This window comes from Enterorhabdus sp. P55, from assembly GCF_009911695.1.
Classification (GTDB): Bacteria; Actinomycetota; Coriobacteriia; order Coriobacteriales; family Eggerthellaceae; genus Enterorhabdus.
Map to the genome: position 1 here is coordinate 1 of NZ_QWKK01000045.1, position 19,005 is coordinate 19,005.

The following is a 19,005-nucleotide window of genomic DNA, read 5'->3' on the forward strand; positions in this document are numbered from 1 at the left end:
GCCGCCGTCCCCGCCCCGCCGCGCTCGGGCGCCGCCGGTTCCGCCCCCGCCTCCGCCGGATCGGACTCCCCCGTCGCCCCCGCGCCCGTCGCGGCTGCGGCTCCCGTCCCCCCGGCTCCCGCCTCCGCCGCCCCTGCCGGATCGGACGCCGCCGCCCCCGCCCCTTCGGCCCCTGCCGTCTTCCCTTCCCCGGCCCTGCTCGTCCTTGAGCGCATCGCCGTGCGGGCGGATCGGATCTCGGTGCTCGTGCGGCTGGCGCCGGGCGCGCCTCGACGGACGGATGCCGCGCTCGCAGCCCGCGTGGTCGCGGCCTTTCCTGACCTTCCCCGTCATGCCTGCGTGAACGACCGGGGCTCCACGTTCTCCGCCGTCATGAACGACACGCCCCTTCCTCACCTGCTCGAGCATCTTGTCATCAGCCTCATGCTGCGCGATGACGCCACGCCGGCGCACGCAGTCCATGTAGGTACGACCGAATGGCTCAACGAGGCCGAGGGCCTGGCCCGCGTTGAGGTAACCTATACCGACGATCTCGTGGCGCTGCGGGCCCTCCGCGACGCCACGGCGTTCCTCAACGACGAAGGGAGGGAATGAGCGCACCATGCCATCAGCACACATCACCTTCGATCAGACCGGTGACAAGATCGCCGGTCGCATCCGAAAGATGCGCCCCAGCGCCGTGCGCAACCTGTTCGCGGCCGCAGTGCGTCCGGACATCATCTCGCTTTCGGGCGGCATGCCTGACGTGTCGCTGCTGCCGGCCTCGGCCGTGCGCAAGGCGACCCGCGCCGCCGTGGAGGACGAGCGCGCCGTGGCCCTGCAGTACGGCGGCACCGACGGCCGACTGGAGACGCGGCAGGTGGTCTGCGGCCTCATGCGCGACCTGGGCGTGCGCTGTAAGCCTGACGAGGTGATGCTCACCACGGGCGCGCAGTCGGCGCTCGACCTGATCGCCAAGACCTTCATCGACCCGGGCGACATCATCCTGGCCGAGGGTCCCACCTACCTGGGCGCGCTTCAGGCGTTCAGCGCCTACGAGCCGGACGTGCGCTGCATTCCCTTCGACGACGAGGGCATGCGCATGGACCTGCTGGAGGCCGAGCTCGAGCGCATCGGCAAGGACAACCCGCGCCTCAAGTTCTGCTACGTCATCCCCAACTTCCAGAACCCCGGTGGCGTCACCATGGTGCCCGAGCGCCGCAAGCGCCTGTTGGAGCTGTCCCGCGAATACGGCTTCCTGGTGGTGGAGGACGACCCCTACGGCCGCCTGCGCTACGACGGCGGCCACATGATCCCGCTGAAGGCGCTCGATTCCCGCGTCATCTACCTGGGCACTATCTCCAAGGTGTTCGCTCCAGGCCTGCGCACCGGATGGATCGTGGCGCCGCGCGACGTGCTCGCCCGCATCAACCTGGCCAAGCAGGGAACCGACCTGTGCGGCAGCTCGTTCGACCAGATCGTGGTGGAGCACTACTTCACCGATACGCCGTGGGAAAAGACGCTGCAGAAGTTTCTCGACGTGTATCGCGAGCGCCGCGATGCCATGCTCGGTGCGCTCGACGAGTTTTTCCCGCCTGAGGCCACGTGGACGCACCCGGACGGCGGACTGTTCGTGTGGGTCACGCTGCCTGACTACGTGGACACGGGCTCCATGCTCGGCGCGGCGCTTGACGCCGGTGTGACCTACGTGCCGGGCGACAGCTTCTTCCCCGACGGCGTGACCGGCCGCAACTGCATGCGCATCAACTTCAGCTACGAGACGCCCGAGAACATCATCGAGGCCGTGCGACGCCTGGCGAAGGTGATCGAGGAGCGCCTGGAGCTCTACCGCATCTTCATCGCCGCGGGTGCCATCAAGGCCCCTGACGGAGCGGAGGCCTCGGAACATTCGACGTCTCGTGCAAATTCGGACGGTTTTGCACCGGACGGACAGCCAGCATGACAAGATCTGACGCCCCTGCGGGAGCAAACCCGCAGGTCGGCGATGAGGACAGGGGCTTGCGGCCCCTCACGGTAAGCTGAGAGCGCGGAATACGAGTGCATAATCGTGCGAATTTGCAGCGCGAACCCGTTTTTCCGTGATTCAAGAACAGGAGGCAGGAAGTGAAAGTAGCGGTCCTTATGGGCGGAAACTCCTTCGAGCGTGAGTTCTCGCTGGCGAGCGGCAAGAATATATGCGCGGCGCTTGAGGAGGCGGGTCACAAGGTGGTGCCGCTGGACACCAACGACGCGCTGGTGCCCACCCTGCGCAGCGAGCGTCCGGATGTGGTGTACAACGCGCTGCACGGCAAGCACGGCGAGGATGGCACCATCCAGAGCCTGCTCGAGTTCCTCGGTCTGCCCTTCGTAGGCTCGCCGGCAAGTGTCTGCCATCGCACGTGGAACAAGGACTCGCTGCACTCCTCGCTGGCGAAGTACCGCGACATCACGGGTGAGGAGGGCGTGGCCAGCTGGCCGCAGGGCGTCTACATCGCGCGTGACGCCTTCAAGAGCATGGGCGCGGCCACCGCGCTCGACTTGGTGGGGGAGCGCGTCATCGGCGGCTATCCCGTGTGCGTGAAGCCGGCCCATGGCGGATCGGCGCTCGGCGTGCATCGTGTGGACAATCCCGACGACCTGGGCGAGGCCGTGCTTGACGCGCTGTCCTACGACGACGCGGTGAACATCGAGCAGTGGGTGGAGGGCGTGGAGCTCTCCGTTGCCATCCTTGGCACCGGCTGGGACGCCCACGCGCTGCCTCCGGTGGAGATCGTCGCGCGCGAGGGCTTCTTCGACGCCGAGGCGCGTATGCACGAGGATCGCGTGGAGTTCTTCTGCCCGGTGCGCATGGCCTCGCTCGCAGCCGATGAGTCCGACGCGCAGGCCATCCGCGCCGAGATCGAGCGTGCCGCACTGGAGGTCTATCGTTCCTATGGCGTGCGCGACTTGGGCCGCGTGGACATGATCTGGGACGGAAGCCAGGCGCGCTGCTTCGAGCTGGACGTGTCGCCCGGCATGACGGATCACTCGCTGTTCCCCGTGGCCTGCCGCGCGGCCGGCCTCACCCTCACGGGCGTGGTGGACGCCCTGGTGACCGCCGCCGAGGGTCGCACGGCGTTCTAGCGCTCCGCGTCCAGCGTTCGTCGAGATGCCCCGGTGCCGGGGTGCGCCGTCTGGTCGCGCCGCCCGGGGCGCTTGTGCCCGCGTGCGACGCCCCGCCCGCGCAGGCAGGAGCGCTCGTCCCATCTCTGCCCGCGGTGCCCGCCCATGCTGCGCCGCCCGCGTGCGACGTCTGCCCGTGCAGGGTCTTTTGCGGCGCCCTGCCCGCGCGCGTAGAGCTGCCTGCCCCGTCCCTGCCTGCGGTGCCCGGTGTCTGCGGGCTCGCAGCGCGGTTTCCCAGCGCCTTCGCATGCCTTCGGTACGCGGGGGGACTGCTATTTGGAGAGGAGCCGAGGAGGCGGAGCTGCGAGGGGTGCCCCGTGGAGGAGGTTGTCGGGGCCCGATGCGCAGGACGCCACGGTGAGCGTCTACCCGCGTAACGGGAGGAGCCCGCCGCCCCGAGTTCACGCTTTTCGCCCGCGGCCGTCCGCCACCCCGCGGCCACCTGTCGCCCTGCGCCCCCCCCCTGCAGTCGCCCGCCACCTCGTGCCCGCGTTCCGGGGCTTCCCGTCTCCGCGCGATCACCCGCCGCCCGTCTCCCCCGCGCGTCATCGCGCCAAAGTGTTTCACGTGAAACAATTCATTACCCTATCACTCATCATTTAGCATGCGATGACGAATGGGCAACATAAAACATAGAAGCATCGTGTTTTCTGCAAGAGGCCGAGGTAGCTGGCCTATAATGGGGCGCACCGATCAGCACGATTTAGGAGGCAGTTATGGCCAATAAGTTCGGAGTGTTCGTCTTTGGCGGCCTGGTGGGTGCCATCGCCGCGCTGCTGTGCGCGCCGCGTTCCGGCGAGGAGACCCGCGCCATGGTGGCCGACAAGGCCAACAGCGTCTGGGGCGAGGCCCAGGAGTGGGGCACCCAGGCAGGCGCCAACGCCCAGCAGGTCTACCAGCAGGCTGCTGCCAAGGGCCAGGAGGTCGTCGCCGACGTGACGGCCAAGGGCCAGGCCATTGCTAGCGACGTGGCCGAGAAGGGCCAGGCCATCGCCAATGAGGTCGCCACCAAGGGCCAGAGCGTCTACGAGGCTGCCAGCGCCAAGGTGCAGGAGGCCGCCGGCAACATGAAGCCCGTCTTCTCCGAGAAGAACGACGAGCTGCGCGAGAAGATCGACGCCGCGCGTCAGCGCATTGCCGCCCAGGTGGCCAAGAACGCCGAGGAGACCTCCGCTACCGTGGCCGCCGAGATCCCCGTGGCCGCCGAGAAGGCCGAGAGCGTCATCGACCAGGCTGCCGGTGCCGCGCAGGATACCGCCGCCCAGGTGGCCGATGTCGCCCAGGACGCCGCGCGCGACGCCCAGTAGCCACCATCTGCCTCGGGATGCTGCGGCATCCCCTTCCCGCATCGAGAGACGGCCGGGCATCCCCGCGAGGGAGCGCCCGGCCGTTCCTGCTTCTACGACCAAGCCAGAAGGAGCACTATGGCTGACCACCTGATCAGCACTAAAGAACTCACGGGCCTGCGCGTGCTGACTGCCAAGAAGAGCAAGAAGGATCCGGAGGCCACGCGCCGCCTGGGGAAGGTGCGCGCCTGCGTGTTCCATCCCAAGGAGAAGCGCTGCGTCGGTTTCCTGGTGAAGCGCCCGGACGCGGCGCTCATGTTCCATCGCAGGGACGTGTTCGTGGCCTATGACGGCTACGACTTCGTGGACGGGCGCATCGTGGTGCACGACGACCCGGCGGCTACCGACAAGGACGCCTGCAAGGCCCTGGGCATCAGCTGGGACGACTGCGTCCTGTGGGTGGGCCTGCCGGTGATGTGCCAGGATGGCACGGACTTCGGCCTGGTGGGCGATGTGGTGTTCGACGCCCAGACCGGTGCGGTGCGCACGCTGGAGGTCACGGCAGGCGCTGCCGCCAACACGCTGCTCGGCCGCCGTCAGGTGCCGGCCGACCTCATTCGCGGCTTCAAGCGCGGGATGGGCGCGGCGCTCAACGTGGCGGACACCGAGGAGGAGACCATCCGCGGCGCCATCCTGGTTGACGACGCCGTGAAGGGCCTGGCCGCGGAAGGCGGCCTGGCCGAGAAGGCAGGCGAGGCCACGGCCGTGGTGGCCGACAAGGCGCAGAGCGCCCTCGATGCCGCCAAGCCCATGGTGGGGGAGGCTGCCGCTGCTGCGGGGGCCGCCGTGAGCAAGGGCGCCTACGCCACCGGCCGCCAGATCAGCCGTGCGAAGGGCATGTTCGCCGGCTTCAAGGACGAGTACGACAAGGCGGCCGGAAAGGCCCCCGCCCCCGCCCTCGCAGACACCCCCGCTTCTGCCGAAAGCGCCGCCTCCGCCAATCTTGAAGATTGCCTTAATGATGATGTCGAATACGTGTATGTGGATGAAGACGGAAACGTCATCGGCGAAGATGAGCTGGAAGTCGTCTACGTCGACGAGGACGGAAACGTCATCGATCCTGCCGAGGTGGACGACCCCGACGCTCCGCCCGCATCGCGCGCGACGGCAGCGCGCCCATCCTCGAGCGCGGCTGAGGACGCGGCCCGCGCCGTAGGCTCGCACCTCAAGAAGGCCGGCGGCATGTTCGACGCGTTCAAGGAAGAATACGATAAGGCCCGCAAATGACCAAAGACACGCAATCTGATAAGCCCCAGCAGCACAAGCAGACCACCGTCCACGGGCATCCCATGGACTCGGCCAACATCTTCAAGTTCGCGGGGCTCATCGCGTTCTTCGCCGTCATGGTGATCATCGTGGTGCTTGTGTGGCCCTACATCGGTGAGCTGTTCGAGCCTGGCGGGCTCGAGCGCATGCTCCACGACATCCGCGAGGCCGGCGCCGTGGGCTTCCTGCTCGTGCTTGCCATCCAGTTCCTCCAGATAGTAGTAGCCTTCATCCCCGGCGAGGTGGTGCAGGTGGCTGCTGGCATGATCTACGGCCCGTGGGTGGGCGCGCTCATCATCTGGCTGGGCTGCGTCGTCTCCAGCGCGTTCATCTTCCTCCTGGTGAACAAGCTGGGCGCGCCGTTCGTGCGCGCCATGGTGCCCGAGAAGTACATGGGCAAGTTCGAGGCCTTCGAGCAATCCGGCAAGCTGACCACGGTAGTGTTCATCCTGTTTCTCATCCCCGGTATGCCCAAGGACGTGTTCACCTACCTGGTGCCGTTGACCTCGATGCCCCTTAAAACCTTCCTCATTGCGTCCAACGTGGCGCGCATCCCCGGCATCATCGTGTCCACGTATGCAGCCTCTGGCCTGGTGGAGGGTCGGATCGGCGAGAGCATCCTCATCTTCTTGGTTGCTGCCGCCATCGCCGTGGTGGCCATCGTCTTCTACGACCGCATCATGAAGGCGCTGGAGAAGCACACCTCCAAGAAGTAGAGCCAGTTTTTCGCTCTGCGGTGGCACTGATTGGCAGTTTGGTACGGTCCAGAGCGCCCGTGGGGCTTGTTTTGTGCCTTATCCGCGGCGAGTCGAAAACGCGACCTGGGGTTTTGCTGGCGTGGTGGCCTCTGAGGACATCCTGAACCGTACCAAACTGCCAATCAGTGCCATTCCAATCCCAAAAAGTGGCACTGGCGCCCATCGGCGGAAGCGCGTCGGTAGATTTTCCTTGATGGGCGGCGGCGGGCGTTTCGCTTTCGATACAATAGACGGGCTGAATGGCGCTGATGCACCCGACTGAGGGCGGCCGCGGCGCCGCATCCGAGAATCCTTGAAGGAGGATCACCATGCCCAAGATCACCCGTGATCAGGTTCGTGTCCCGGCCGACGTCATGCCGGACATGCGTGACACCTACGTCGAGAACTATATGAAGGCCACGCGTGGAACTGGCCGTCTCATGCTGTTTGCCTGCGACCAGAAGGTCGAGCACCTGAACAAGGACTTCTACGGCGAGGGCATCGACCTTGCCGACGCCGAGCCCGAGCACCTGTTCAAGATCGGTGACGAGGGCGTCTGCGGCGTGCTCGCCGGCCAGCGCGGCCTGGTCGCGCAGTACGCGAACGACTACCCGGAGATCAACTACCTTATCAAGATGAACTCCAAGACCAACCTGGTGGGCGTCAAGCAGGACGACCCCTACTCCCCGCAGCTGACCGACCTTGACGCGGTGCTGGCCATGCGCGACGCCGGCGTGAACATCGTGGGCCTGGGCTACACCATCTACCTGGGCAGCGAGTACGAGGCCACCATGATGTCCGAGGCGGGCGAGCTCATCGCGCAGGCCCACGCGAACGGCCTGCTCGTCGTGCTGTGGATCTACCCGCGCGGCAAGGCCGTCACCGCCGAGAAGGACCCCGACCTCATCGCCGGTGCTGCGGGCGTGGCCCTGTGTCTGGGCGCCGACTTCGTGAAGGTGAACCCGCCTAAGCCCGAAGACGGCCGTACTCCGGCCGAGGCCCTGAAGATCGCCGCGATGGCGGCTGGCCGCACTGGCCTGGTGTGCGCGGGTGGCTCGACGGTGGACGCCGAGACCTTCCTCACGCAGCTGCATGACCAGATCCACATCGGCGGCGCCTGCGGCAACGCCACGGGCCGTAACATTCATCAGCGCTCGCTCGATGAGGCGGTGCGCCTGACCAAGGCCATCAGCGCCATCACGCTGGCCGACTACTCCGTGGCCGACGCGCTGGCTGTGTTCAACGGCGAAAAGGACTTCTCCCTCGAGATGATCTAGCGCCCAAGGCTTGCGATGCGAAGGCGGCCGTCCCGAAACCGGGGCGGCCGTTTCTTTTTGTCAGAGGGGTGTTTCACGTGAAACGCTCGCTGGGCGAAGGCGAGCCGCGAGCGCGCCGGGGGGGGCGGGGGTGGCGAAGGCTGTCGGGAGGTGTCTTGGCTCCATCGGCGCGATTCCCGCAAGGGGTCGCGACGGGGGCTCGTGCTCTCTGGGAGGCGAAGAAAAGATGGCGCCCGGAGCGGGATCCCCGCACCCGCCTTCGGTGGGCGCTAGCCCCTCCCTCGCAAGCTCGGCCGGGCGAAGCGTTGAAAACGCGCTACCGGCGCGCTTCCGCCTCGTCGACCCGATTCCCGCGAGGGGTGCTGCGATAGGGGGTGCTTTGCTGTTTGCAGGGCTATCGAAAAGATGGTGCCCGGAGCGGGAGTCGAACCCGCACACCTTTCGGTAGCGGTTTTTGAGACCGCCGCGTCTGCCATTCCGCCATCCGGGCGCAGGACGGCAGTATACCGGAAACCGGATGCACCGTCGAGCGTCCTCCGATCCGATGGCTGAGCCTCGTCCGATGTCTCGCCGTCCTTGCTCTGCCGTCCTGCTTCTCGGCCGTGCCCCGCAGCCTGCTCGTATTCCGCTTGCACGGCGCCCTTGCGCGCGGATAGCGCGACGACTGGGCAACAATCGCGCGCTCATCCTTCTTGTTTTGGCCGGGCGCTCGATAATGGTGACCAGCTATAAGCTTGCGACGGTCGTGCTGCGATCGCGCCTTTGGGCGCTGGCGCGCGGTCGGATCTGCAGGAAATCGAGCGGAAGGATGTCCCATGGACGCACAGGTTTTCAACAAGGCCATCGATCAGTACATCGACGAGCATTGGGAGGAGATCGTCGACGACATAGCCCGCATGGTGGAGGTTCCCAGCTTCGAGGAGCTGGACGAGGCTGCCCCGGGCGCTCCCTTCGGCCCCGGCCCGCGCGCGGCGCTGTCGCAGATTCTCGCCATCGCCGACCGCATGGGCTTCGAGACCACCGACGTCGACGGCTATATGGGATTCGCCGACTTCAAGGGCGCGACCGATACGCAGGTGGGCATCATCGGCCACGTCGATGTGGTGCCGGCGGGCCCTGGCTGGCACTTCGACCCCTTCACCGTCACGCTCAAGGACGGCTACCTCATGGGCCGCGGAACGCTGGACGACAAGGGCCCGGTGGTGGTCACGCTGTGGGCGCTCAAGTTCTGGAAGGACCTGGGTGTCACGTTCCCCTACACCACGCGCTTCCTGTTCGGCGTGAACGAGGAGACGGGAATGGGTGACGTGCCCTATTACCGCGAGCGCTACGCTGATCCGGCGTTTCTGTTCACGCCCGATGCCGAGTTCCCCGTGTGTTACGGCGAGAAGGGCGGCTTCGACGCCACTATCACCAGCAAGCCCCTTGACGGCAGGGTGATCGTCGAACTGACGGGCGGCGCGGCCACTAACGCCGTGCCCGGAACCGCAAGCGCTCTCGTACGCGCGGACGCGGCGGAGCTGCCCGCTGCCGAGCGCATCACCGTCACGCCGGAGGGCGACGGGCTTGCGCGCATCGAGGCTGTGGGGAAGAGCGCCCACGCTGCCACGCCGGAGACCGGCGTCAACGCCATCGGGGTGCTTGTGGACTACCTGCTGGCGAATGGCCTGTGCAGCGCCGACGAGCGCGCCTTCCTGGAGTTCGATCAGAAGCTGCTCGGTCACACGGATGGCTCCGGCGTGGGGCTGGCCTGCTCGGACGAGTACTTCGGCCCGCTGACCGTCATCGGCGGCACCATCGCGCTTGAGGACGGACGCATCGTGCAGACCATGGACAGCCGCTGGCCCACGTCCACCACGCCCGAGGGCATCACGAAGGCCGTCACCTCGCTCACCGACCCCATCGGCGCCACCTTCGAGAACACGCTGCTGATGGATCCGTTCCTGGTGAAGCCGGAATCCCCGCAGATCCAGGCGCTGCTGGGTGCGTATCGCGAGGTCACGGGCGACGAGGAGCGTCAGCCCTTCACCATAGGCGGCGGCACCTACGCGCGCGAGTTCACGAGCGGCGCCAGCTTCGGTCCCGAGCGCACCTGGCAGAAGCAGCCCGACTGGGTAGGCGGCATGCACGGCCCCGACGAGGGCATCAGCGAAGAGGATCTGAAGACGGCCCTGAAGGTATACGCCCTGGCCCTCGACAAGCTGAACGCCATCAAACTGTAGCGGAGCCGAGCGCGGAAGCAGGAGGCGCAGCCCCGCGCCCGCAGATGCGGACAGCAGGCGGGGCGTGCGGCTCCCGGTGGGGCTGTGGGTAGACGTGTGTGAGGCTGCGGACGGCTGGCCTTCACCTTGGGCGCAGGCATGCGGACGGCGGGCGGGGCGTGCGAGCCGTTGGCCTTCGCCCAGGCGAGGGAGGCGTGCGCGGATGGGTGAGCCGCTTCCGCACGGCGCTAGCCGGCGCGCGGCTCCCCTGGGCGGGCCGCGCAGGCTCCCGGCGAGACTGCGGGCAGGCGTGCGATCTCGTGGACGGCCCACCTTCGCTCAGGCGGGGGCGTGCGGACAGCGGACGGCGGCGCGGCTCCCGGTAGGATCGCGGGCAGATGCGGGTGCGGGCAGGCAAGTCGTCCGCAAGGGGCTCTGGCTCGCAGGCAGACGCGGATGAGCGTCCGGACTGCGTGCTGCGACGTGCTGGCGCTGGAGCGTGCGGGTTGCGGACGGACGCGCGGGGGGGGGCGGATGCGGGCGCATGCCCCATTCGCTCGTCTCGCACGAGACGCATGGCGGGTCGCGCGAGCGGCTGTGCGTCTTGCGGCGCTCGCCCTGCGCGGCGGATGTCTGCTCGGGCGGGCGCTTGCCCAGGCGCCCTCTTCCCGTGGGCGAGTGTTTCACGTGAAACATTCGCCCACGCTTGCGTCGCAGGCGCTACGCCCGGATGCGTTGATTGTCGCTATCGGGGAAAACGCGGGGCCCGCGAAACTCGGCGGAGAATTCGCCGCTTCCGGCGGCAACCATGCGCGGGTGCTATATAATAGGGCGGAATAACTGGTTCGTTTCTCGAGTTTGGAGGCAATCGTGCTTAAAGCCATCATCGTTGATGACGAGGCGCCCGCGCGCTCCGAGCTGCGATTCCTCCTGAACGAAGTCGGCGGCGTGGATGTGGTGGCCGAGGCGGCGAGCGTGCGTGAGGCCATCGAGAAGCTCAAGGAGTATCCCTGCGACGTCATGTTCCTCGACGTGAACATGCCGGAGGCCACTGGCCTGCAGCTGGCCGAGGCCCTGCGTCACCTCAAGTTCCCGCCTGCGGTGGTGTTCGTCACTGCCTATAGCGAGCACGCGCTTGACGCGTTCAAGGTCAACGCCATCGACTACCTGGTGAAGCCGGTCGAGACCGAGCGCCTGGCCCAGGCCATCGCCCGCGTGCGCGAGCAGGTGGCCCTGCACCTGCAGGCGCAGAAGTCCGAGCGCATCCCGGTGGAGAAGGGCGGCAAGAAGATCCTCATCGGCATCGACAAGATCCGCTTCGTCATGGCGCGTGACGACTACGCCTACCTGCAGACCGATGCTGATCGCTACTTCAGCACGGTTAGCCTGGCTCAACTGGAGAAGCGCCTGGATGGTCATGGGTTCTTCCGCGTGCACCGCGGCTACCTTGTCAACCTGTCCATGGTGGAGGAGATCGAGTCCGTCTCCGGCGGCACGCTGCTGCTCACCCTCAACGGCGTGGAGGAGAAGATCCCCGTTTCTCGTCGACGCGTCTCTGCGCTCAAGAAGGCCCTCGGCCTCTAGCGCCTGCGCCGCTTGCCCTGCGCCGCCTGCGCCTGGCGGCCGCGTTGCACTGTTGGGCGGCCCGCGAGCCCCTGATCTTGCACGCCCGCGACTCTGTGTCCTGCGAGCCGCTAGCATGCTCGCAACCCTGTTCGCCGCCCCGCACGTCCGCCAGCCTGCTAGCCCGCAGGCTCGCGTGGCCGCAGGCTCGCAAGGCCCCATGGCCTGCAGGTCACACGTCCGCAGGCCACACGTCCGCAGGCTACGCGCCCGTACGCCTGCAAGCTGCATGTCTCGTATGTTCGCAGGTCGCGAGGCTCGTAGGCTCGCGTGGCCTGCAGGCCAGCAGGCGGCTTTTCAGCTAGCACAACCGCAGACATCCCAAAAGCGCCCGGTTCCGCCGGGCGTTTTTTCGCGCACAAATGTTTCACGTGAAACATGCGCACGAGGCTAACTTCTTCTCACGCCCTCGCTGGCGCTGTTTGTTCTATCTGTTATAGTATATCTATAACAATAACAAGCCGAAGGAGGGCCTATGAAAGCCAGGAGCGTTTCCGCTGAGCGTCCGGTGCCGATGCTGGAGGTGTGCGACTTCTCGAAGTCCTACGGCGAAAAGCTGGCCGTACGTGATGTATCGCTGTCTGTCATGCCGCGTCGCATCTACGGCTTCGTGGGGCCGAACGGCGCTGGCAAGACGACGCTCATCCGCTCGATAGTCGGCGCGCAGAGCTTCGATGCGGGCGATATCCGCATCGCCGGCCTGTCGGTTCGCAGCCATCCCGTCGAGTGCAAGTCCCTCACCGCCTACGTTCCCGATAACCCCGACGTTTACGGGTTCCTCACCGGCGCGCAGTACCTAGCCTATATGGCCGACATGTTCAACGTGGCGTCTGACGTGCGCGATCAGCGCATACGGTGTTACGGTGACCTGCTCGGGATGACCGATCGTCTGGGCGAGCTTGCCAGCGCGTACTCCCATGGCATGCGACAGAAGCTCGTGCTCATGGGCGCGCTCGTCCACGAGCCCAAGCTGCTGGTGCTCGACGAGCCGTTCGTCGGGCTTGACCCGCAGGCGTCCTACAACCTCAAGCAGATCATGGCAGAGCTCGTCGGCCGTGGCTCGGCCATCTTCTTCAGTAGCCACGTGCTGGAAGTGGTAGAGAAGCTGTGCGACGAGGTGGCCATTATTCGCGACGGCACCATCGTTCGCAGCGGCCCCACCGCCGAGGTGTGTGGCGAGGGGGGACTGGAAGAGGTGTTCCTCGATCTAGCGGGGAGCGCTGCCTCGGCTGTTGACCCGGCCCCTGCCGAGCATGCCCCTGCCGCCTCGCGTCCGCGCCGTACGGGTCGAGGGGGTGGCCGCCGTGCCTAAGCTGGGGGCGATGCTGCGGGTGCAGTTCCTGGGGATGTTCGGAATCAACCGCGTCATTCATGCGGGGAGCGGGGCCGACCGGATCCGGCTGGTGGCCCTCGCGGCGCTATTCGTGCTGATCGGCGCCTTCGTGGTAGCCTACGCGTACGGAATGGGGACCAGCCTGGTGGCGCTGGGCATAGGGGAGGCGGTTCCCGCTTTGGCGGTGGTGGCGGGCTCCCTCTCAGGCGCGCTCGTGACGTTCCTCAAGGCGAACGGCATTCTCTTCGGAGCGCGGGACTTCGACCTGACGGCCTCGCTGCCCGTTCCCCTGTGGCAGGTGGCCCTGTCGCGCCTGGCGGCGATCTACGGGATGAATCTGCTGTGGGCGTTTCTGCTGATGGCGCCGATGTACGCGGCTGCGCTCCCCGCGCTCGGCATCGGCGCGGGGAGCTGGGTTGCGGCTGTGGCGTCGGTTGCGCTCGCACCGCTCGCGCCTATGGCCGTGGCCGTCGCGGCGGCCTTTGGCTTGGCGGCCGCGTCCTCTCGGCTGCGCCATGGTCGTGTGATGGCGGGCGTCTTGGGCGTGGTCGCGGCCGCAGCGCTGGTGGTGGCCATGATGGTGCTATCCGGAGGCATGGGAGCAGATTCCGCAGGGTCGGACGGTGCCGGCGCCAGCGCCAGTGCGCTCTCTTTCGGTGTGGGAGACTCCGCGTCGAGCGAAGAGCGGGTCGCCCTCGGTCAGGCGGCGGCCGCGCTTTCCGGTGGGGCCTGTGCGCTCTGGCCGCCGGCCGCCTGGGCTGCCGCCGGCATCGCGCGCGCTGATGCAGGCGCATTCTCCCTGTTCGCCGCCGTGTCGCTGCTCATGGCCAGCGGAATCGTCGCGCTGCTCGGGCGCTTTCTGCTGCCCGTCAACTCGCTGCTGGCTGCTGGCGGCTCGGCCCGTCGCGCCGCAGCACCCGCCCTTCGCCGTCAGCCGGTTCTCCGCGCGCTCGTTCTCAAGGAACTGCGGGCGGTGGCTGGCACGCCCGTCTGGCTGATGAACGCGGCCATCGGCCCTGTGCTCGCGCTTATCGTGGGCGGAGCGTGCCTAGTGGCGGGGTCGGATGTCGCGGGGCTTATCGCATCGGGCGTTCACCTGCCCGGCGCCTCGCCGGCCGACCTGCAGCCGGTCATCGCCCCGCTCATCGGCGCCCTGGTCCCCTGGGTACTCGCGTTCTGCCTGGCCATGGCGGCAAGCAGCGCCTCGGCGCTTTCGCTGGAGGGCGAGGCTCGCTGGATCATGCAGACCATCCCGCAGTCGCCGGCGGTCATCATGGCGTCCAAGATGCTGGCGAACGTGGCGCTTGCCGTACCGGCGGGTCTGACGGCAGGCGCGCTGGCCGTCGCCGGCCTGCGCCTCGGCGCCCTCGAGGCCGTCACGTGCCTGGTCGTCCCTGCGGCGGTGGGGCTTTTCGTTGCCGCGTTGGGCGCGTTCCTCAACGGACGCATGCCGCGCTATGACTGGACGAGCGAGTACGAGATAGTGAAGCGCTCGGCTCCCGTGATGATCGTGCTTTTCTGCAGCATGGCCATGGTGGTTGTCGGAGCCGCGGCCAGCGTGGTCGTTCCTTCGCTGCTCATGCCCGCGCCGGGAGGCCTGCTGCCTGCGCTGGGCGCGCCTTCCGCTGTCGTGCAACTCCTCTGTTCCGCGCTGATGTGCCTTGCCGCCCTCCTCTTGGCTCGTCAGGCGATGAAGACCGATCTTCGCGACTAGATCACAGCTTTCTCCCACAGAGTACTTTGAAAACCTCAGTAATTGGTGAACGCAGAGAAAACGGTAATGAACGAAACGCTCTGTAATCTGGTCGTCATTCTCCTTTTACCAAGACGTGTATTTGCGTCATGAGCGTGTGCCGGTCATCTATTCCCTCTCAGGTGCATTCGTGGAGAAGTTATAGTCATATCCAAGTGCGCGGACGCAACAGGCAAGGTGCGTCTAGGCGTCGCTGTCACCGAGGTGGCACGAGGTGTCGAACGGCAAGCGCGCGAAGACCCAAGGTACGAGCAAGAGCGTGTTGGAGAGCGGCGTGGCCGCTCCAGGAGAAGAAGTGGTGGTGCAGCATGAGCGTGCTAAGTCGGTTGGCTGACGCCAGAAACACGGCGGAGGGCAAGGCCCTCTCCGTGATCATGGCGTCGCTGCTGGTTGTGTCGACGTTCAACGTTACGGCGTGGGCGTCAGACGCGGCACAGGAGACCTCTCAGGACGTGGTGACGGAGGTGAGCGACAAGAAGGCCCCCGAGCAGGAGCCTGCGCAGACCCCGGAGCCTGAAAAGAAGCCCGAGGCGAAGGCTCCCGAGGCTCAGCCCGCGCCCGAGGCGGAAAAGCCCGCGGTTGAGGCGCAGCCCGAGGCGGAAGCGCCCGTGGCCGAGACGTCTGGCGATAAGACCACGGCATCGTTGGAGAATCCTGCTCCGCGTCCCGAGGCAGAGCAGCCCGCGAAGGCGCCTGCCGCTCCTGCGGAGGATGAGGCGCCCAGCACCGCGACCCTCAAGCTGCAGGTGACCGGCGCCGAGATTGCCTACGACGGCAAGCCCGTTGCGGCGAATGCGCAGGAGCTGACCGTTCCGTCCGGCGAGGACGCGAAGTTCACGGTTGCGGCCGAGGAGGGCTTCCAGCTGTCCGGCCAGTCCGTGCAGCTGCTGAGCCCCGCTGGCGTCAAGTGCACGCTGGCCCCCAACGCCGCGGGCGAGTACGTCGTCGCCGCCGAGAAGGCGGAGACGGGCGCCACCATCGTCGTGACCGCCGATCCCGTGGCCCAGGAGCCCGAGGCCCCGGCCGAGGAGCCTGCGACCCCCGAGGTTGTGGACGAGCCGCAGGATCCCTACGCTGACCAGCCGTCTGCCTCGGTTGAGAGCACCCAGACTGCGTATTTCTATCTTCAGTATCCCGGTGCGGTGATTGAAGAGGGAAAACACGTGCCGGGTAACTGGCTGTATGCCGGGGAGGGCACGGCCTCTCTGCCTGCTGTCAGTAAGGGCGCGAAGCTGGAAGGAGACGTTGCCAGCCGCGTTAAAAAGGCGCCGACCTATTTCAATAACAAGACCATCACGATAGACAATGTTCGTTATAGCTATGATCCGGAGGGGACGAAGGAGAATTCTTTCCATATAGTGTGGGATAAGGCGCTCGTCTCGAACGGTGCCAACAATAGTCACCGATGGGACGGCGAGAACGGTACCGACGTGTCTTTGACGACGGAACCCTCCTGGCACATTGATGGCCATCTGGTTATCAATAGCGCTCAGAAGGTACAGGTTTCGTTTAACGTGCAGAATCCGGGTAGCTCCGTCTTTGAGCCCGTCGAGGGCGCAAGCGCCCTGTACAAGAAGGGTTCCGCTCTTTCGTCCGTCAGGATTCCTGCAGAGAACTCGGTTCCGTTGACCAAGGAAGAGGCCGGTGTCACGTATCGCTTCGACGGCTGGTATTTCGATCGGGAGTGCACTCAGAAGGTGGACTTTGCTGAGGGTACGGTTGACGCGAGTGTCGACTTCTACGGTCGGTATGTGGCAGAGGTGACGTATTCTTACCGTTCGAACAACGAGGAGTGGGGGAGCGTTTCTCTCAGTCAGGAGAGCATCCTCGCCAACTCTACTGCGTCTCTGAAGGGCTCTACGGCTACCGCTGAGGATCATTACGAGTTTGTCGGCTGGTTCAGCGACAAGCTTTTGACCACGCAGGTTTCGACTGAGCCTAGTTTTGTCCCGGCGCAGGCTGCTCCGTACGCGGGCGGTAGCTTCTGGGCTCAATTCGCTCCCTGCCAGGATGCCTTCTACGTGGTGAACTACGTAGAGGAGGGCACCAGCAATGTGCTGGCTGACCCCAAGCGGGTTGATGCGCGCGGGTTCGGCAAAACCTTCTTTGAAACGCCCGTCGAGATCAGCGGATATAAGCCAGCTAGTCCTGTGACGGTGAAGCCCGTGACGGCCGGCTACGGGCCTGAGGATGGCAATGAGATCACCTTCGAGTACGTGAAGGATCTCGGCCAGACGAAGGAGACCAAGTACACGGTTAAACACGTCGTGGCTGGCGAGGAGCGGGTGGCTGACACCAAGACCTATACGGGCACCACCTGGATCAATGATGAGCCAGCTATGGTTGATGTTGTGGAAGGATCCCTGGAGCCGAAGACCTACGTCGGCTATAAGTTTGTTGCGATCACAGGTGCGAATACTGCCGATGAACAGGTTAAGGATGGCAGTGTAGTCACCTTGACCTACGACAAGGACGATGCATCAGAGCACACCGTTTCTGCACAGGTGCGCTACTTCTACGGCGAAACCCTTGAGGCTGCCAAAGCCAAGACGGTTCCCGACGCCGTTGACGGTGTGAAGGTGGCTGCTGGCTGGATTGGAGAGGATCTCACTGTCGAGGTTGAGCCCAATGTCACCGACAAGTTCGCTGGCTACCATTATGTCGAGACTGCGGCCTCGCTAGCCTACACCGTTCTTGCCGGGGCGGCGACCGACGAGGTCATTCACGAGGTCAACGTCTACTATGTGGCAAACAGCGATACGCCCTATAGGGTCGAGTACTACAAGCGTGGGCTTGGCGCCGCCGGCTATACGCTGCTTGAGGACGAAACTCTTTCTCTCTCAGGTACGACTGGTGAAGGCGTCAAGGCGCCTATCAAGGAGTTTCCCGGGTTCTATCTAAGTCTTGACGCGGAGGATATGAGCCTCTCGGGCAACATCGCCGCCGACGGCTCTTTAATCCTGAAGGTCTACTATGATCGCGAATCGTATATCCTGACCTACGATTATGGCACTGCTCCGGCTGGGGCTACCGCGCGACCGGCGGACCGGTGGGTGCAGTATGAAGACTTTGTGACGGTGGCTCCTGATGCCACTGCCCCCGGCTGGATATTCTCCGGCTGGAATCCTCAGGGCGAATTCACCATGCCGTCCAACGACGTAACCATCAAGGGCTCGTGGAAGGCGGACTTCTCGGGCATTGCGGTCGAGCCTTATGTGGGCGTCTATGACGGAAGCGTTCACTATCCGAGGATTGCCGGAACCATCGAGGGCGACAAGGTCGAATTCTCAGAAAATGTCCGCAATGTGACTGATGGAGCCAAGACGGTCTCGGTTACGGTTACTCGCGGCACCGAGACCTTCAAGGTTGATAGTTCGGTTACTATCACCCCGCGTCCGGTAGTCGTGTCCGCCAACGATGGTGCCAAGCTTTTCGGTGCCGACGACCCTGAGTTGACGGCCTCTGCCGATGGGTTGCTCGGCGACGATGCGATCGACTATACGGTGGCTCGTGAAGCCGGTGAAGACGTGGGTGAGTACGCCATTGTCGTTGCGGGCGAGGCTGTCCAGGGCAACTACTCCGTGACGTATGAGCAGGCCGTGTTCACCATCGTTCCTGCTGACGGCAACGTGGTGACGGTCGATAACATTGCCGGCGCCGAGGGCCTGACCAAGGTGTACGACGGTCTGCCGGCTGCCGTCGAGGCTGAGGCCGCTCGTCCGGGTTCCACCCTCCTCTATTCCGTGGATGGCGAGAATTTTACCGACGAGGCCCCTGAGTTCACTGATGCGGGTAGCTATGACGTGTACGTGATGGCCACCAACCCCAACTACGATGACACGCCGGTTGTCCGTGCGACTCTCACCGTCAACCCGGCTCCCGTCGTGGTGACCGCGGGTGACGCCGCTAAGGTTGCCGGCGAGGCTGATCCGACGTTTGCCGCTGAGGTGAGCGGGCTCGTCAACGGCGAGTCGGCTGACCTTATTAACTACACGATGACTCGCGAGGCCGGCGAGGACGCCGGTACGTACGCCGTCGTACCTACGGGCGCTGCCATCCAGGGCAACTACGAGGTGACCTACGTGCCGGGCACACTCACCATCTCGGCCGCCCCGGTGGTGCCGCCGGTGCCGACCGATCCCACGACGCCGACCGACCCGACGACGCCGACTGATCCGACGGCGCCCGTCACGCCGCCGACCGGCCCGACGGTGCCCACCACCCCGACTACCCCCACCACGCCCACCACGCCGACGCCGGCCCCGGCCCCGGTGCCGGCCGCTCCGGCCCCCGCAGCCCCCGCTGCCGCCGGTCCGGCTCCGGCCGCT

Annotated in this window: 12 protein-coding genes and 1 tRNA gene; 12 read left to right on the forward strand and 1 reads right to left on the reverse strand. The window is 65.8% G+C overall.

The window, feature by feature from the left end; genetic code table 11:
* The 7 genes from D1643_RS05985 to D1643_RS06015 form a co-directional block, all read left to right on the forward strand.
* The coding region (locus tag D1643_RS05985; RefSeq protein ID WP_236643413.1) for a hypothetical protein at window positions 1-594 on the forward strand (594 nt) is incomplete at its 5' end.
* A gap of 7 nt (window positions 595-601) precedes the next feature.
* Complete coding sequence (locus D1643_RS05990) at window positions 602-1,942, forward strand: PLP-dependent aminotransferase family protein (protein ID WP_160709626.1); 1,341 nt, start codon at window positions 602-604, stop codon at window positions 1,940-1,942.
* Window positions 1,943-2,103: 161 nt separating this feature from the next.
* Window positions 2,104-3,102: a D-alanine--D-alanine ligase gene (locus tag D1643_RS12230; protein WP_160709628.1), complete on the forward strand. Its 999-nt coding sequence runs from the start codon at window positions 2,104-2,106 to the stop codon at window positions 3,100-3,102.
* Window positions 3,103-3,857: 755 nt separating this feature from the next.
* A complete protein-coding gene (locus D1643_RS06000) occupies window positions 3,858-4,448 on the forward strand; it encodes a YtxH domain-containing protein (protein ID WP_160709630.1) in 591 nt (196 codons plus the stop codon).
* Between the two features lie 117 nt (window positions 4,449-4,565).
* Window positions 4,566-5,714 (forward strand): PRC-barrel domain protein, encoded by a 1,149-nt coding sequence (locus tag D1643_RS06005; RefSeq protein ID WP_201750993.1) that lies wholly within the window; start codon window positions 4,566-4,568, stop codon window positions 5,712-5,714.
* Window positions 5,711-6,469, forward strand: a complete 759-nt coding sequence (locus tag D1643_RS06010) for a TVP38/TMEM64 family protein (RefSeq protein ID WP_160709632.1) — start codon at window positions 5,711-5,713, stop codon at window positions 6,467-6,469. Before D1643_RS06005 ends, D1643_RS06010 begins: the two co-directional genes overlap by 4 nt.
* A gap of 350 nt (window positions 6,470-6,819) precedes the next feature.
* A complete protein-coding gene (locus tag D1643_RS06015) occupies window positions 6,820-7,767 on the forward strand; it encodes an aldolase (protein WP_160709634.1) in 948 nt (315 codons plus the stop codon).
* A 406-nt stretch (window positions 7,768-8,173) separates the two neighbouring features.
* Here the strand turns inward: D1643_RS06015 and D1643_RS06020 are convergent.
* Window positions 8,174-8,257: transfer RNA gene (locus D1643_RS06020), tRNA-Leu, on the reverse strand.
* 325 nt (window positions 8,258-8,582) lie between these two features.
* On the opposite strand from D1643_RS06020, the gene D1643_RS06025 reads away from it, so the two are divergent.
* The 5 genes from D1643_RS06025 to D1643_RS06045 all read left to right on the forward strand — a co-directional run.
* Window positions 8,583-9,989, forward strand: coding sequence for a Sapep family Mn(2+)-dependent dipeptidase (locus D1643_RS06025; protein ID WP_160709636.1), 1,407 nt, complete (start codon window positions 8,583-8,585; stop codon window positions 9,987-9,989).
* Between the two features lie 849 nt (window positions 9,990-10,838).
* Window positions 10,839-11,552, forward strand: coding sequence for a LytTR family DNA-binding domain-containing protein (locus D1643_RS06030; protein ID WP_160709638.1), 714 nt, complete (start codon window positions 10,839-10,841; stop codon window positions 11,550-11,552).
* Between the two features lie 514 nt (window positions 11,553-12,066).
* Window positions 12,067-12,903 carry an ABC transporter ATP-binding protein gene (locus D1643_RS06035; RefSeq protein WP_160709640.1) on the forward strand — a complete coding sequence of 279 codons (837 nt, stop codon included), beginning with the start codon at window positions 12,067-12,069 and terminating at the stop codon, window positions 12,901-12,903.
* Complete coding sequence (locus D1643_RS06040; RefSeq protein WP_160709642.1) at window positions 12,896-14,638, forward strand: hypothetical protein; 1,743 nt, start codon at window positions 12,896-12,898, stop codon at window positions 14,636-14,638. Before D1643_RS06035 ends, D1643_RS06040 begins: the two co-directional genes overlap by 8 nt.
* Before the next feature lie 347 nt (window positions 14,639-14,985).
* Window positions 14,986-19,005, forward strand: a 4,020-nt coding sequence (locus D1643_RS06045; protein WP_201750995.1) for an MBG domain-containing protein, incomplete at its 3' end; no start/stop codon positions are given.